Source organism: Streptomyces achromogenes, assembly GCF_030816715.1.
GTDB lineage: Bacteria > Actinomycetota > Actinomycetes > Streptomycetales > Streptomycetaceae > Streptomyces > Streptomyces achromogenes_A.
On record NZ_JAUSYH010000001.1, the window covers coordinates 3,873,448 to 3,888,061 of the forward strand.

Below are 14,614 nucleotides of genomic sequence, written 5' to 3' on the forward strand. Positions count from 1 at the left end.
ACCACCCGTGCCGCCGCGCTCCCCACGAGCCGCCGCGCGAGCACCGTCGCCCCGTCCGGCGGACCGCGAACCGCCGACCGCCCCCGCACAAGAAATGAGTGCCGCCTCCATGACCGCCGCACCGGCCGGCCCGGCCTTCTCCGTCCACGACATCCCCTTCAGCACGCACGGCTCCTGGTTCGGCGTCTCCCCCGTGCTGTCGGAGCGGACGCGCGCCGAGGACCTCCACCTCGTCTCGCACCAGAACGGCATGCACGCCGTCCTGCGCCTCGTCCCCCTCGACGCGGCGACGGGCGAGCGGGCGGAGACCGCCGTCGAGGCGTCGCCGGGCCTGCTCGGCTGGACCGGCGCGGCCGGGCGCGTGGACCTCGCCTACGAGTCGCCGGACACCGTGCGCGTGCACGGCCGGGGACTGGACCTGCGCGTCACCGCGGCGGCGCAGGCCCTGACCCCGTTCGGCGGAACCTACTTCTACCGCGACCCGGTGGACGACGCGCACGTGTTCACCTCCTACGAGACCGGCCGCCGCTACCGGATCACCGTGCTGTCGGGCACGGTCACCGCCGTCTCCGGCTCCCAGGCGCTGGGCGCCGGCGACCGCGGTCTCACGGTCGCCGCTGGGGCCGACGGCTCGTGGGAGGTCGCGGTCGAGGAACTCGACACCGCGCGACCGCCCTTCCGCTCCCCGGCGACGTTCGGCGAGGTCCGGGAGGCCGCGCGGGAGCTGTTCGCCGGCTTCGCCGACACGGTCGCCCCCTGGCGTTCGGCCGCCACCCCGGCCGCCGAACTCGCCTCCTACGTGGTGTGGTCGGCGACCGTGCTCCCGGCCGGCCTGGTGACCCGGCCCGCCGTGCTGATGTCCAAGCACTGGATGGACAAGGTGTGGAGCTGGGACCACTGCTTCAACGCCCTCGCCCTGGCGCCCGGTTGCCCCGAGCTGGCCTGGGACCAGTTCTCCCTCCCCTTCGACCACCAGGACGACAGCGGCGCGCTCCCCGACTCCGTCACCCACTCCGAGGTCCTCTACAACTTCGTCAAACCTCCCATCCACGGCTGGGCCCTCGGCCACCTGCGCCGACTGCTCCCCGAGCCGCTCACCCGGGCACAACTGACCGAGGCGTACGACCGGCTGAACCGCTGGACGGACTTCTGGCTCACCGCGCGGCGCGCACCCGACGCCGCCCTGCCCCACTACCAGCACGGCAACGACAGCGGCTGGGACAACGCCACCACCTTCGACCCCGGGCGTCTCGCCGTCACCGCCGACCTCACCGCCCTGCTCATCCTCCAACTCGACGAACTGGCCCGGCTGGCCGACGAACTGGGCTTCCCCGAGGACGCCCGTCGCCGCGCCGACACGGCCGACGCCCTCCAGGCCGCCCTGCTCGACGAACTGTGGGACGGCGAACGGTTCCTGAGCCGCCCGGCCCACGGCGGAGCCCGCACCCCCAGCGCCAGCCTGCTGGACCTGATGCCGATCGTGCTCGGCGACCGTCTGCCCGCCGCGGTCCGCGACCGGCTGGCCGAACGGATCGAGGCCCACCTCACCGCGTTCGGCCTGGCCACCGAACACCCCGCCTCCCCGCACTACGAGCCCGACGGCTACTGGCGCGGCCCCATCTGGGCCCCCACCACCGTGCTCATCGAGGACGGCCTGCGCCGCGCCGGGCACACCCGCCTCGCGGACGAGATCAGCGCCCGCTTCCGCGCCCTGTGCGAGACCTCCGGCTTCGCCGAGAACTTCGACGCCCTCACCGGCGCCGGCCTGCGCGACCGCGCCTACACCTGGACCGCGAGCAGCTACCTCCTCCTCGCCCGCGACCACGAACGCCGCGGCGCGGAAGCAGGGACGGCCGTCACCACCCTCGCCTGACCCGCTGGCGACACCCACCCACACACGTCCGGCACGGGGGCCGGCACAGCGACAACCAGCCCCATCCCTGAAGGGACGTAAGCACATGGCAAGACTCGGGCAAAGGCGCTCGGCCAAGAGACGCCTCCTCCACGGCATCACCAGGACGCTGCTCCCGCTGACCTTCATGGCCGGCGTCACCACCGTGACGGCGACGCCGGCCTCAGCCGCCGCCCCCACCCTCACCGTCGACCTCGGCACCACCACCGGAGCATTCCGCGGCGGCGCCTCCGGGGCGCTGTACGGCCTGTACGGGCCGGACGTGCCGACGAACGACCTCATCGAGGGAATGGGGCTGCAGACCACCAACACCAAGTACCAGGACGGACAGCAGCACCCCGGCTCGGACGCGCTGGAGGTCGCCAAGCCGTTCGTCGACAGCGGCGGCAGGGACGTCTTCATCTACATGACGGACGTGTACCGCACCACGTACGAGCGCGCGAGCTACGCCGAATACCAGGCGAACATGAAGAAGCAGGTCGAGCAGGCGAAGGCCAGCCCCTACGCGAGCCGCATCGTCTTCGTGCCCTACAACGAGCCCGACATAGGCTGGTTCAACGGCATGCGCACCAACGCGACCGCGCTGGCCAACTTCAACGCCGAGTGGCGCCAGACGTACAACTTCATCAAGGGCCTCTGGCCCCAGGCGCGGCTGGCGGGGCCCAACAGCGCCGGCTACAGCAACTCCTCCCTCAGCGGCTTCCTCACCTACTGCAAGGCCAACAACTGCCTGCCCGACGTGGTGACCTGGCACACCCTGGGCAGCCCGGCCGACGTCCGCGGCACCGTCGACGCCTACCGCGCGGTGGAGACCGCCGCCGGGATCACCTCCCCGATCACCGTCAACCTCAACGAGTACGCCCACCGCTACCACCTGACCGACCCCGGCCAGATGGTCCAGTGGATCGCGGCCATCGAGGACGAGAAGATCGACGGCAACCTGCCGTACTGGAACATCAACGGCAACCTCGGCGACTCCGCCGCCGCCCAGAACACCCCCAACGCCCAGTGGTGGCTGTACAACTGGTACAGCTCCATGAAGGGCGGCAACACCGTCGAGGTCAGCAGCACCGGGGCCGACGCCGCGTACACCCTCCAGGGCCTGGCCAGCCTCGACACGGCCAAGAAGCAGGCCCGCGTCATCCTCGCCGGCGGCGGCACCAGCGGCGCCTCCAGCACGGTGATCAAGAACATCGACCCCGCGGTCTTCGGCAGCACCGTGCACGTCAGCGTGTTCCAGGACCGCTACAGCGGCTACATCGGCGCGGCCGCCACCCCGACCCGGCTCTCCGACGCCGACGTCGCCGTGGGCTCCGACGGCTCGATCACCCTCCCGCTCACCCTCGACGCGATGTCCGCGTACCAGGTGATCGTCTCTCCCGGAGGCACCGGCAGCGCCACCGCCTCCGACAGCACCTGGACCGGCACGTACGAGGCCGAGAACGCCACGCTCAGCGGCAGCGGCTACAACATCAACACCGAGGGCACGACCGGCAACGTCGGCAAGTTCGCCACCTCGGGCACCAAGGACGTCGGCGGTCTGCGCACCGGCTCGACCACGGTGATCTCCTTCCCCGTCTCCGTCCCCACCACCGGCGACTACGACCTGTCGGTGTTCGGCAACAGCTACGCCAAGGACGCCGACGTCGAGGGCCCGACGAACGTGTACGCACGGGTCGACGGCGGCGCCTCCAGCAGGGTCGACATACCGGTCGGCTTCCAGTGGGTGGTGTGGGGGCACAGCGACACCACCGTGCACCTCACCGCGGGCAGCCACACCATCACCCTGGCCACCACCGGCGACAACGGTGCGAAGACCGTCGGCGACGCCATCATCGACAAGATCGACCTCCGCTACAAGGACGCCGCCGTCCAGGGCACGACCCTCTACGAGGCCGAGCAGACCAACCTCTCCGACAGCGCCGCCGCCACCTACACCTCGCAGGGCCAGTCCGGCGCCGGCGCGGTCAACCTCACCTCCGGCAGGTCCGCGACGTTCTGGGTCTACTCCGCGCAGGACGGCTACGCCGACCTGACAGCCCGCTACCGCAACACCGGCCGGGCCGGCCTCACCGTCAACGGCAAGGCCGCCGACGACCAGATCCTCGCCGGCACGACGACCAGCGCCTGGTCCACCTCCACCAACCGGGTCCACCTGACCGCCGGCATCAACAAGGTCGAGGTCACCGGCACCAGCGGCACCCTGACCCTGGACGACCTGGCCGTCACCCCGCTCGGCGCGGGCGACGCCGTCACCACCGGCAACGTCGTCACCTATCAGGCCGAGAACGGCACCCTCACCGGCACCGCGGCCGCCGACACCACCTACACCCAGGCCGACGGCGGCGTCGTCACCGGCATCGGCAACGGAACCGCCAACTCCCTCACCCTCGCCGTCAACGCGCCCACGGCCGGCACCTACGCCATGACCATGCGGTACGCCAACGCCGAGGAACTGCCCTCCAACCACTACAACCCCGACCTGTACGCCGAGCACGCCGACGTCAGCGTCAACGGCGGCACCGCCACCCGCGTCAACTTCGCCAGCACCCTGCACTGGAACCAGTTCGCCACCCACACCGTCCCGGTGACCCTGGCCAAGGGCGCGAACACGGTGAAGTTCACCGCCTCCCAGCTCTACGACTACGACGGCACGACCATCGGCGTCGTCTACTCCGGCGGCGGCAGCGACATCGGACAGCCCCTGCGCTCCAGCTCGGCGCCCCACCTGGACGAGGTCTCCTTCGCCCCGCAGAGCCTGCACATCGGCGCCGCGACCGGCTTCTCGTCCACGGCCGTCGCCCAGCACAGCTCGCTCTGCCTCGAGAACCCCGGCCAGTCCACCGCCGACGGCACCCAGTCCCGGCAGAACACCTGCTCGGGCGGCCAGGAGCAGATCTTCGACTTCCACCCCGTAAGCGGCGCCACCAACACCTACACCGTCGTCAACCACTCCGGCGGCAAGTGCCTCGACATCTCCGAGGTCTCCACCGCCAACGGCGCCGCCGTCCAGCAGTGGACCTGCACCGGCGCCAACAACCAGCGGTTCACCCTCCGCCCGGTGACCGCGCTCGGCAACAGCCACGACTACCAGCTCGTCGCCGTGCACAGCGGCAAGTGCGTCGACGTCAGCACCGTCTCCACCGTCCCCGGCGCCCTCGTCCACCAGTGGACCTGCGACACCGGCAGCACCCTGACCACCAAGAAGAACCAGATCTGGCGCCTGCTCGGCACCTCATGACCACCCCGGCCTCCCGCCGGCCCCAGGCCGGCGGGAGGCGCGGAGAGGGCGGCGAAAGCCCTCCGCCCCCTATACCGACGACGCCCCGCGGAGCACATCCGCTAGGCTGTCCCTGGTCGGCCATCGGTACGCCGCGCCATCCGCTCAGCCAACCGAGCGGAAAGCGTCGCACCAGGTCTGACCAGCGGGCTTGTACTACGTATCGAGATCCAATCTCCGGATCCTCGGCACGTAACCCACAAGCCCCCGCCTTCGTAGCTCAGGGGATAGAGCACCGCTCTCCTAAAGCGGGTGTCGCAGGTTCGAATCCTGCCGGGGGCACAGCGAAAGGGCCAGCTCAGGAGGGTTTCCTCCCAGGCTGGCCCTTCGTCGTGTTCGAGGGGTCCTGACAGAAGTTGTTGATCAAGGAACTATCCGCTTGTCGACGATCGCCTCGGTAGTTTCGCGTACTTGTACTCTTGCCACCGCGGGCGCGTGGAGCCAGCCTCTCGCCGCCGCGTGGCAGGCGTCGTCCAGCCGCTTGAAGACGAGGCCTTCCATGTCGACAGCCGCACACGACAGCCATGCGCGCGGGTCCCGGTCGGTGGCGACGGGCACAGCGCCACGGCGCAGACAGGCGCCGCGCGGCGGACACCGACTCCAGCACGGCCCTACGCCGCCGATACGGCCAGGCGGTGGTGTCGGTCCCGGGCAGCCTCGGCACATCGAAGGCGACGAAGCGCGCCGGCCACTCGCCGGCCGCCCGGGCCGCCCCGGCCCCGCTGCGGGTGCGCGCCGCGTGTCCGGCCCTGACGCAACCGCGCCCGTACACCGTGGACGGTGCGTCAAGTAACTGTGGACGGTGTGCCAATGACGGGTGAATGAGCGCCGTACATCCTGGTGATCGCCGCAGAGATGTCTGGGACTTGCCACAGGACAGGCCTCTGATTTCAAGACCGATGCGGTCAGCTCAGCCAACTCGTCAACAGAAAGGGAAACCCATGCCGATTTCTCGTTTCATGAGGAGTGCGCTAACGGCGGCGATAGCGACTGCGGGGTTGGTGGTGTTTGACGCAGCTCCGGCCCTTGCAAGTCAAGATGTTACTGTCCATGTTCCGCAGTGCGGATTCGAGTACTGCCCCTCTGCAGGGTACGGGTGGTTCCATGCCGATCCGAACGGGAGCCTTCCCGGTGACGCACTGAAAGCCTGCGACCTGCACGCCGATGGCCGTGGCATAAAGGCGACGCTGACTAATCGAGACACCGGCAAAGTCATTCGCACCGCCAGTACCTCAGGTCACGCTTCGCCCTATTGTACGGATTGGAAAACCGGTGACCTTCCGGAGCAAACCCGGGTCTGGCTCTCCGTGTGCACGACGGGCGCGGAGCCGATCACATGTGCTTACGGTGCCGAAGGATGGAGTTGACGGCGTTTTCGCCGCCGCGATCCGCCCGGGCGCGTATTCACCGATTCGCTTAGCTAGAGGCCACGCGGCGTCCACATCCTCTGGGTAGAGAGCCAGTGTCTTTCACTGTTGGATATGGACGTGCCGAAGAGCGATGGCTACGCGAGAACCAGCATGCGACTTGCCATATGGGGCTGCGTTGCCGGGTTGGCCATCGCCTTGGCTATCCCGGTGTACCTAAAGCCTGTCTCGCAATGCGGGGACTTCCCTTTATCTCCCTTGGAGCCTCGTCCACCAGTTACCAGCTCGGCTGTGCCCCAGCAGCCGCGCCTGCTCGCTCTTGAGCCGGGCGAACCGGTCACGGATGTACTCCCGCAGCTCCCGGCCGGGGAAGGATACGAGTGACAGGTGCTCCTCATAGTTGCCTTGGGCCCAGCGCGCAGCCGTGATCTCATAGCCCGAGACGTGGGCGCATAGCTGGAGCAGGGCCTGGGGCATCTCCTCCTCGATGAGGAGGTCGGCCTTGGTGACCACTACGTCGCGCATGGCTTGGATGTTGGGGATGAAGACGGTGGTTGCCCAGGTGCGCCACTCCGCGAGCTCCTGCTCGGTAGGTGGTGTGTCGTGGCGGAAGGGATCGCGACCGTCAGGGCGGGCGTACTTCTCTGCGAAGGTGTCGTAGGTGCGGCTGTTGGCTTCCATCAGGGCGAACAGTGGCCCGTAGAAGTCACTCAGCTGCTGGTTCACGCGCATGAGCCCGGCCTGTCTCTGCGCAAGACGCAGCCCGTTCAGGTAGGTCGCCAGGTAGCCGATGAACGCCAGTCCGACGGTAACGATCGCTGTGGTCATGACAGGCGATGCTATGGGGCCACTCACCCGCCGAGAGCCAGGTTGTGCATGTGGGCGACACAGCTGGCAGCCCAGAACACACCGTCGCCCTTGAGCCTGCAGTCGCGGAGGATCTTCCAGTTCTTCATCCGGGCCAGGACATGCTCAACGCGGGCCCGAACGCGGCGGTGAGCGGCGTTGTGCCGCTCCTTCCACTCAGGTAATCGCGTCTGCCCCGCCTGGCGGCGATGTGGGATGAGCAGGCCCGTCCCTTGGTATCCGCCGTCCGCGATGACCGTTGCCTTTCCGCATGCGGCATCGATCCCGGAGTCGCTGAACGCTGTGCAGTCGTTCCGGTTCCCGGGCAGAGGCCGGCCGACCGAGATGACGAGTCTGGTCTCCGCTGTGACCAGCACCTGCACGTTGGTCGAGTACCTGTAGTTCTTCGAGGATGCCGCGATCGACCGGTCCCGCGTGGGCACCAGAGTGCCATCGATGATGAGTACGTCGTTGCTGGTCGGCTTGCGCTTCCTCGGGGCAAGAGCCAGTAACGGCCCATGTCGATTGATGATCCGCCCTACGGCAGAGACGGAGATCCCGAACAAGGGTGCAAGCTGCCGCATGGACAGGTTGGTGCGGCAGTACGTCGCCACCAGCAGGACCCGGTCCCTTAGCGGCAACGACCATGGACGTCCAGGTCGGACCGCACCCAGTGCCTGCCCACCGGCCCTGTGAACCGCCTGCACAAGCCGTTGGAACTGGCGCGGCCGAAGCCCGGTAAACACTTCAACGAGCTCCTGACGCTCAGCGGAGATCACCTGCATCATCAGGCCAACGCGGTTCAGCCCACACGGTTACGAGACAGACTTTAGTGGTGGCCGTGCTCCTGGGCGGGATGCAGACTCCTTGAAGCTATCAGCCGCCCAGTGGCACGCCCTCTCGCGGTACAGGTGGCGGATGGAGCGGCCCGCGCAGTCGTTGCCTCAATGCGTGCTCGTGAGCTGCACTTGCACAACCCTAGTCGGGATCTCCCTCTCGCCCACCCTGGCGGATCATGGCTCCTAGGCAATCAGCGATGGCCCGGTCCCGGTCGCTGGTCACGTGCTGATAGATCAGCGCGGCACGTCAGCTGTTGTGGCCCATCCGGGTCATCAGCTCACGGGTGCTGGCACCGGCGGTCGAGGCCAGGGTGTTGCCGGTGTGGCGGAGATCGTGAAAGTGGAGTTCCGACGTGACCCCCGCGGCCTTCCTGGCCGACACCCAGTCGTCGCGGAAGTTGCTCCGCCGGAGCAGGCCGCCTCGTGGGCCGACGAAGACGTGTCCGTCGCGGCCGGGTGCTGCGAACTGGTCCAGGTGACGTGTGACGTCGTCGAGCAGTTCAGCGGGGAACGAGATGGCCCGTACCCCAGCGGCGGACTTCGGTGCTTTGTCGAAGAGCCCGCCCTCCTGCAACTCCGCTTGAGACCGGCGCACGCTGACGGTCAGCCCGTCCAAGTCGATGTCGCGACGCCGCGTCATCTCGACCGGCCGGAGTTGCCCCGTCTCAGGGTCGCGGTAGCGGACCTGCCAGCGGCCGGACTTGAGCTGTTCCTACTCACATCCCGTACACCCTGAAGGACTGTTGGCTTTCGACCTCGTAGTCGCTTGCTTCCATCGCTCCCCGCCGCAGGTCCGGGCAGCCATCGAGCCTTATCTCGTGGACCGGCGCACTCATGCTTCCCCCCTTGAAGGGGTACATTTCGAGCGGCTGGTACAGCACTACCACAACTCTCCCGCCCTGGGAGCCGAGTGCTGGGAACGTCAGGGCGTCCTGTAGGTAACCGAGTTGCGCGTCAGGCTCGTGCCGGGACGTGCCACTCTGCAATGGGGCACAGCGGCCATGTACGGCTTGCCATCAGCGGGCCGGGCCCCGGGTGGAGCGCCAGATGGAGCGGGCCGCCAGGTAGAGCAGATCGACGATGAGAAGCAGTACGCCGATGGAAATCACGTAGGGGATGCCGTCGACGGCCGCGCCGATGGCCACCAGAGCGATTCCGGCGATGAGCAGGATCAGGAAGAGGACCATGACGGGATGCCTCCTGGAAGGAACCGTGCGAGATCCGCGCGCGTTCTCTCGGCTACGGCAGGACACGCTGTGCCTGCGCTCGATGTCGCGTCGGCCGAGGAGGGGTACGTGGCGGCTCCGGCGCACGAGGCAGCCGGCCACCAGGGTGGAGGCGGCGTCTGCCCCGGGGCTCGCTCGGGTTCCAGGAGTCCTGGGCTCCTCGCAGCCGATACCTCCATGAGGCTCAGCCCCAACGGTCCTGGCTAGGTGGCGCGTTGGGCGCGATGGCGGGCTTCCCGGAGTCGGACCTTCGAGGGGAGGCGGTCCAGGCCGGCCGAGTCTCGTGCGTGCGCGAGCGTTTCGCGGCTCAGCTGCCCCAGAGTCCGCGCCGGGTCCGCGTGAGGCTCCAGCAGCAGCCGTACGCGCGCGGTCGGAGCGCTTCGTCGGCCGGTCAGCCGGACGCGGGCCCGTGAGACCCCGTCCAGGGCTTGTGCCTCTTCCTCGATGACCCTCTCCAGGGTGCGGCCGCTCAGCCGGGCCGGCACGCCGTCTTCGCTGTCTACGAGGACACGGTCCAGGCGGTGTCTGCGTTGCGCGAGGAGCCACCACAGCAGCAGGGCCAGCAGCACGGCGAGCACCGCGATCACGGTCGGCCACCACCAGTCCTCTTCCCGCCACCGGGTGCGTCCCTCGGCGCCCAGCACCACATCGTCCGGCCCACGGAAGGGCCACCAGCCCGGCACGTCGAAATCCCAGTGACGCTGCAGGTCAAGTGCGCCCAGCAGCACGCCGCCGCCCAGGGCGAACAGTCCGAGGCCGAGCAGTCCGAGCAGCACCCGGTTCGCCGTCTTGAGCATCGGATCACCTCAGCCCTTCTTGGGGCGCCGGACGCGCACGGCCAGTGCGGGTTGCCGGGCCAGGCCCAAGGACGTCACGGCTTCGCCCAGCTCGGCGTCCAGGTCGGAGCGGACCTCCTCAAGATCGCGGAAATGTGCCCGCGCTCGGGCTTTGACCTTCCGGCGGCCGACATCGACCTGTGCCGACTGGACACCGGGCACCTGCATGGCCCGGTCGCGCAGAACCAGGGCGGCCGCGCGGCGGTCGAGCCCGGCTCGGACGTCCTCTGTCCCCGGGATGCCGGTGGGCCGCCGCATGGGCAGCAGCCTGCGCAGTCCCGGCGTCACCGCCAGCAGGAAGAGCCACAGGCCGAGGGCCATCGCCACCGCGGCCCCGACGATCATCCAGACGTCGTCCAGGGGCCGTTCGGCCAGTTCCTCGGCGAGCCGCCGCCGCCATCGCATCGCATTCCGGCCTGCCCGCACCGCGACCACGTCGTACAGGAGAAATCCGACGGCCGCGGCGGACAGCAGGGCTGCCAAGGCCGCGGGAATCCGCCGCGACGACCAGAAACGGTGCGCCGACCGGCCTGATCCGTCGATCACCTTCGTAGCGCCCTCGGCCGCCCCCGGGGTGCCGTCGGCGGACGGAGCCGCCGGTCCCGGACCGGAAGAGAGGTCACTGTCACCGGTCGGCTGCCGCGAGGTGTTCGCGCTCATCTCACCCTCTCCCGGTCCGTGTGCCGCGTATGCGCCGAGTGCAGTTGCCCGACCGATACCGCGAGGTCGGACACCTCCATGCCGGCCCACACCCTGATCCGCTCGGTGACCTCCCGGCGCACCGCGGCGCACTGCGCCCCGATGTCGGACGGGTAGCCGAGTTCGACGGTGATGTGCAGCCGTGCCTCGCCGAGCACCGCCTGCCGTCCGGCGGCGGACTCGGCGTCCCGGCCTGCGCTGGTCCGTTCCGGCGCCCGCCGTACGGAAGTGCTCACGTGCGGCGTCCGGCGGCCGGGTGGTACGTGGCCGGCCGACTCGGCGAACCGGCTCAGCGCTTCGCGCGCCACCCGGGCCGCGATCTTCGCGACGACCCGGTCGGTGACGGCGGTCGCCCCGCGCTCCCCGCGGGGGACGCCCGGACGCTCATCGGCTTCCCCGCTCACCGCTGCCAGTCCCCCCGAGCCTGTCGCCGGTCGTCGCGGATCCGATCCTGCCGGTCCCGGCGGCGGACGAAGTCGCCCGGTTCGAGATCACCCTCCATGAACCGCCCGATGACGAGACCGACGAGGCCCAGCACCAGCACCAGCAGGAAAGCCCAGAAGTCACCGAAATACGCGGCGAAACCCAGCGCCATTCCGGCCATCAAGCCCACCACGGCCCTGCTCATTTCGCGCTCCTTCACTCAAGTGGGCTGTTCCGCCCCGGCTACTGGATCCGCTGCCGCTCCTCCCCTTCGTCCTCCTCGTCGTCCGGCAGTTTCACGTCGCTGACCGTGATGTTGACTTCCACGACTTCCCGGCCCGCCATCCGCTCCACCGCGGAGATCACGTTCTCCCGCACCGCGGCGGCCACGTCCGTGATCGAGACGCCGTAGTCGACGACGATCTCCAGATCGATGGCCGCCTGCAGCTCGCCGACCTCGACACTGATCCCGCGCGTGGCGGATTTGCCGCTGCCGGCGCCGGGCATCCGCTCCCGCATGGATCCCATCGAGCGGGCGAATCCGCTGCCCAGGGCATAGACGCCGCGTACGTCCCGTGCCGCCATTCCGGCGATCTTCTCCACCACCACGTCGGCGATGGTCGTCCGGCCGCGAGAACCGGGCGCAGCGCCGAGCCTGACGCCGGTGTTCTCAGTCATCGGGATATTCCTCCCTCTCGAGGCCACAGAGCACCAATTACTAGGATTATAGTCTTTTTAGTACCTTTTGCCCGGCTGTGGAGCGTGAGGCAGGGTGATCGGTCCGACGAGTGGCCCGCGGCCCCTGCCTCGAGTTCTCGCGGACACTCCGGGCAGAGCGCCGCGGGAAGAGAACCGCGGCCGTGGAGAAGTAAGGGTGAGAGGCCAGTGACCGAGGCGTGGACGCAGGCAGTACGAAGCCAGCTGGGCCTGGGCCGGTTGCTCCCGCTCGGCGGGCCCGACGACGGGACGTGGATCACCGAGCACGCGGCCGTCCAGGCCCTCGGGCGCACCGCCGCCGAGGTCCCCGGTGTCCGACTGGAGTCCCTGCGCATCGGGTCGGCGCCGCTGCGGCCCGCGTCCGAGCCGGCCGTCCGTCCGCCGGCCAGCGCGCTACCGCCGGGCCCGCTCACCATCGAGGCCGCCTTCACCGCATCCCTCGTGCGGCCGCTGCCGGAGACCGCCGACGAATTGAGGAGCACATTGCTGGGCGCGGCCACGGAACGGCTCGGGCTGACCGCGGTGACGGCTGACATGCGCGTGACGGATCTCCGTGAGGTCCCGGAGGCGGGCGTGACGTCCCGGGCCGCGGCGACGGCCATGAGGCCCACGCCGGAAGCTGAGGCCGCGCGGAACTCGCCCCCGGTGACCGGCACAGGGCCCATGCGGGGACTCGCCGGGGAGCTGGCGGTCGTCGCGACGGGTGTGCCGGGCGTAGCCCGCCTCACGGCCGTGCTGGGCAGCCGCCCGGTCAGGGTGGAGGACCATGATGATCCACCCGGCCGACACATCGAGGTTCACCTCGCGGTCGGCCCCGGACACCATCCATTGCAAGTGGCCCGCGCCGTCAGGGAGGCCGTAGCCGAGGCAGCCACCGATGGCACCCCGGGCCCGGCCACCGTCGCCGTCCTCATCACGGAAACCGCGGCCTGGCGAGGCACCTCGCCGGTCACGGTGATGAGCGCCCCTCAGTGATCAGCCGTCCCTCTCCCCGGCCTCCCCGGCCTCCCCGGGTTCATCTGTGAAAGCGCGTGGCCGTCACCCCGCCGCCCCTGCGCTGCCGTGCCCTGCCCTGCCACGGTGTGAGATCTGCCTGGCAGGGAGCCCGCAGAAAGATCGCTGACGCCGGGCTGCTGAGACGCCGCCCCGGCTACTACGCACTGCGAATCACAGTGGTGACCGCGCTCTACGTCAGCGGGTGGGCCGCCGTCGCGCTCATCGGCGACAGTCGGTGGACGCTGACGGTCGCCGGCTTCCTGGCCGTCGTCTTCGGCCAGGTCGCCCTGATCGCCCATGACGCGGCCCACCGCCAGGTGTTCCGCCGACGCCGGGCGGTCGGGGACCCGGCCCGGCGCTACAAGATGGTCGTCGACTCGTCGTCGGACGAGGGCCTGGCAGGGATTCAGCCCGCATGAGGCCGGGAACCTCCGGGAACCCGACCTCATGCATCGCCCGACAGGCGATCGAGCCGGCCCACGCCGGTCTCCGGGTCATTTCATCTGGCGGCGGGCCCGTTTCAGCTCGCCGTCGATGGCCCAGGCGTCGGCAACCGGTCCGAGGTGGCCCAGCTTGTCGGGGTTGATGACCGAGCGGATGGCCTGGACCTGCCCGTCGTGCACGTCGAGGGTGAGGGCATGGAGGACCTTGCCGTCCCGGTCGTGAAAGATGGCGCCGGGTTGGCCGTTGACCTCATGCGGCTCGAACGTCACGTCGATCCGGGCCAGCAACGGGAAAACGGAAGCCAGCAGCCGAGCCACGTTCTCGGCGCCGACGACGGCCCTGGCCAGCTGCGGAGCCTTGCCGCCGCCGTCCCCGACCATCTGCACGTCGGCGGCCAGTAGATCCCGCAGGCCGGTGACATCGCCTTCGCGGAGCGCGTCGAAGAATCGCGTCGCCAACTCCTGCCGCTCCTGACGGTCCGCTTCGAACCGCGGCCGCCCGGCCCGCATGTGCCGCCGTGCCCGTACCAGCAGCTGCCGGCACGCCGCCTCCGAACGCCCCACCGCCGAGGCGACGTCGTCGAAACCGAAGCCGAACACCTCCCGCAGCACGAACACCGACCGCTCCAGCGGGCTGAGCCGCTCCAGAAGCAACAGCGCCGCCATCGACACCGAGTCGGCCAGCTCCGCCGAGCGTGCCGGATCCTGATATGGATCGCTCAGCAGCGGCTCGGGGAACCACGGGCCCACGTACGCCTCTCGACGCACCCGCGCGGAGCGCAGCACGTCGATCGAGATCCGCGTCACCGTGGCGGACAGAAACGCCTTGACCGACGTGGGAACGGTCGTCGAGCCGTCGAAGCGAAGCCATGTCTCCTGCACCGCGTCCTCGGCCTCGCTCACGCTGCCGAGAATCCGGTAGGCGATCGAGAACAACAGGGACCGTAACTCTTGGAACTCCTCGACCTTGTTCACGCCGCGTCCTCCTCGAGTTCTTCCCACCCGGCCGTATTTCCCGTCGCGGGGACGT

13 protein-coding genes, 1 tRNA gene and 1 pseudogene are annotated in these 14,614 nt (G+C 69.4%); 5 read left to right on the top strand and 10 right to left on the bottom strand.

Annotated features, from left to right (window positions below):
* The first annotated feature begins 109 nt into the window (after positions 1-109).
* The 3 genes from QF032_RS17275 to QF032_RS17285 all read left to right on the top strand — a co-directional run bounded on the left by QF032_RS17275 (position 110) and on the right by QF032_RS17285 (position 5,474).
* Positions 110-1,873: an amylo-alpha-1,6-glucosidase gene (locus QF032_RS17275; protein WP_307056459.1), complete on the top strand. Its 1,764-nt coding sequence runs from the start codon at positions 110-112 to the stop codon at positions 1,871-1,873.
* Positions 1,874-1,958: 85 nt separating this feature from the next.
* The gene (locus QF032_RS17280) at positions 1,959-5,153 is read left to right on the top strand and encodes an RICIN domain-containing protein (RefSeq protein WP_307056460.1); all 3,195 of its coding nucleotides are present in this window, start codon (positions 1,959-1,961) and stop codon (positions 5,151-5,153) included.
* 248 nt (positions 5,154-5,401) lie between these two features.
* Positions 5,402-5,474, top strand: a tRNA-Arg gene (locus QF032_RS17285).
* 1,334 nt (positions 5,475-6,808) lie between these two features.
* On the opposite strand, the gene QF032_RS17290 is transcribed toward QF032_RS17285, so the two are convergent.
* From QF032_RS17290 to QF032_RS17330, 9 genes are all read right to left on the bottom strand, one after another.
* Positions 6,809-7,387, bottom strand: coding sequence for a hypothetical protein (locus QF032_RS17290; RefSeq protein WP_307056462.1), 579 nt, complete (start codon positions 7,385-7,387; stop codon positions 6,809-6,811).
* Between the two features lie 23 nt (positions 7,388-7,410).
* Positions 7,411-8,193, bottom strand: a complete 783-nt coding sequence (locus tag QF032_RS17295) for a transposase (protein WP_373430352.1) — start codon at positions 8,191-8,193, stop codon at positions 7,411-7,413.
* A 298-nt stretch (positions 8,194-8,491) separates the two neighbouring features.
* Positions 8,492-8,884 carry a tyrosine-type recombinase/integrase gene (locus QF032_RS17300; RefSeq protein WP_307056464.1) on the bottom strand — a complete coding sequence of 131 codons (393 nt, stop codon included), beginning with the start codon at positions 8,882-8,884 and terminating at the stop codon, positions 8,492-8,494.
* A 376-nt stretch (positions 8,885-9,260) separates the two neighbouring features.
* Positions 9,261-9,431 carry a hypothetical protein gene (locus QF032_RS17305; RefSeq protein ID WP_306951416.1) on the bottom strand — a complete coding sequence of 57 codons (171 nt, stop codon included), beginning with the start codon at positions 9,429-9,431 and terminating at the stop codon, positions 9,261-9,263.
* A gap of 242 nt (positions 9,432-9,673) precedes the next feature.
* A complete protein-coding gene (gene amaP / locus QF032_RS17310) occupies positions 9,674-10,267 on the bottom strand; it encodes an alkaline shock response membrane anchor protein AmaP (RefSeq protein WP_307043754.1) in 594 nt (197 codons plus the stop codon).
* 9 nt (positions 10,268-10,276) lie between these two features.
* Positions 10,277-10,966: a DUF6286 domain-containing protein gene (locus QF032_RS17315; RefSeq protein ID WP_307043756.1), complete on the bottom strand. Its 690-nt coding sequence runs from the start codon at positions 10,964-10,966 to the stop codon at positions 10,277-10,279.
* On the bottom strand, positions 10,963-11,409 hold the full coding sequence (locus QF032_RS17320) for an Asp23/Gls24 family envelope stress response protein (RefSeq protein WP_307043761.1): 447 nt from the start codon (positions 11,407-11,409) through the stop codon (positions 10,963-10,965). The genes QF032_RS17315 and QF032_RS17320 overlap by 4 nt, the downstream gene beginning before the upstream one ends.
* On the bottom strand, positions 11,406-11,633 hold the full coding sequence (locus QF032_RS17325) for a hypothetical protein (protein WP_306951407.1): 228 nt from the start codon (positions 11,631-11,633) through the stop codon (positions 11,406-11,408). Before QF032_RS17325 ends, QF032_RS17320 begins: the two co-directional genes overlap by 4 nt.
* A gap of 38 nt (positions 11,634-11,671) precedes the next feature.
* Entirely contained in the window at positions 11,672-12,106 is a 435-nt protein-coding gene (locus tag QF032_RS17330) for an Asp23/Gls24 family envelope stress response protein (RefSeq protein WP_307056466.1), read from the bottom strand.
* A gap of 207 nt (positions 12,107-12,313) precedes the next feature.
* Here QF032_RS17330 and QF032_RS17335 point away from each other — a divergent pair, with 207 nt between their 5' ends.
* Entirely contained in the window at positions 12,314-13,120 is an 807-nt protein-coding gene (locus QF032_RS17335; RefSeq protein WP_307043765.1) for a hypothetical protein, read from the top strand.
* 77 nt (positions 13,121-13,197) lie between these two features.
* A pseudogene (locus QF032_RS17340) lies at positions 13,198-13,479 on the top strand (hypothetical protein); the annotation flags it as partial.
* 156 nt (positions 13,480-13,635) lie between these two features.
* Here the strand turns inward: QF032_RS17340 and QF032_RS17345 are convergent.
* Positions 13,636-14,559, bottom strand: coding sequence for an RNA polymerase sigma-70 factor (locus QF032_RS17345; protein ID WP_307043767.1), 924 nt, complete (start codon positions 14,557-14,559; stop codon positions 13,636-13,638).
* Between the last annotated feature and the right edge of the window lie 55 nt (positions 14,560-14,614).

Excerpts from the sequence above, each read along its gene's own strand:
- QF032_RS17275 (WP_307056459.1), top strand. The coding sequence starts at position 110 with ATGACCGCCGCACCGGCCGGCCCGGCCTTCTCCGTCCACGACATCCCC.
- QF032_RS17280 (WP_307056460.1), top strand. The coding sequence starts at position 1,959 with ATGGCAAGACTCGGGCAAAGGCGCTCGGCCAAGAGACGCCTCCTCCAC.
- QF032_RS17290 (WP_307056462.1), bottom strand. The coding sequence starts at position 7,387 with ATGACCACAGCGATCGTTACCGTCGGACTGGCGTTCATCGGCTACCTG.
- QF032_RS17295 (WP_373430352.1), bottom strand. The coding sequence starts at position 8,193 with ATGATGCAGGTGATCTCCGCTGAGCGTCAGGAGCTCGTTGAAGTGTTT.
- QF032_RS17300 (WP_307056464.1), bottom strand. The coding sequence starts at position 8,884 with ATGACGCGGCGTCGCGACATCGACTTGGACGGGCTGACCGTCAGCGTG.
- QF032_RS17305 (WP_306951416.1), bottom strand. The coding sequence starts at position 9,431 with ATGGTCCTCTTCCTGATCCTGCTCATCGCCGGAATCGCTCTGGTGGCC.
- amaP (WP_307043754.1), bottom strand. The coding sequence starts at position 10,267 with ATGCTCAAGACGGCGAACCGGGTGCTGCTCGGACTGCTCGGCCTCGGA.
- QF032_RS17315 (WP_307043756.1), bottom strand. The coding sequence starts at position 10,966 with ATGAGCGCGAACACCTCGCGGCAGCCGACCGGTGACAGTGACCTCTCT.
- QF032_RS17325 (WP_306951407.1), bottom strand. The coding sequence starts at position 11,633 with ATGAGCAGGGCCGTGGTGGGCTTGATGGCCGGAATGGCGCTGGGTTTC.
- QF032_RS17330 (WP_307056466.1), bottom strand. The coding sequence starts at position 12,106 with ATGACTGAGAACACCGGCGTCAGGCTCGGCGCTGCGCCCGGTTCTCGC.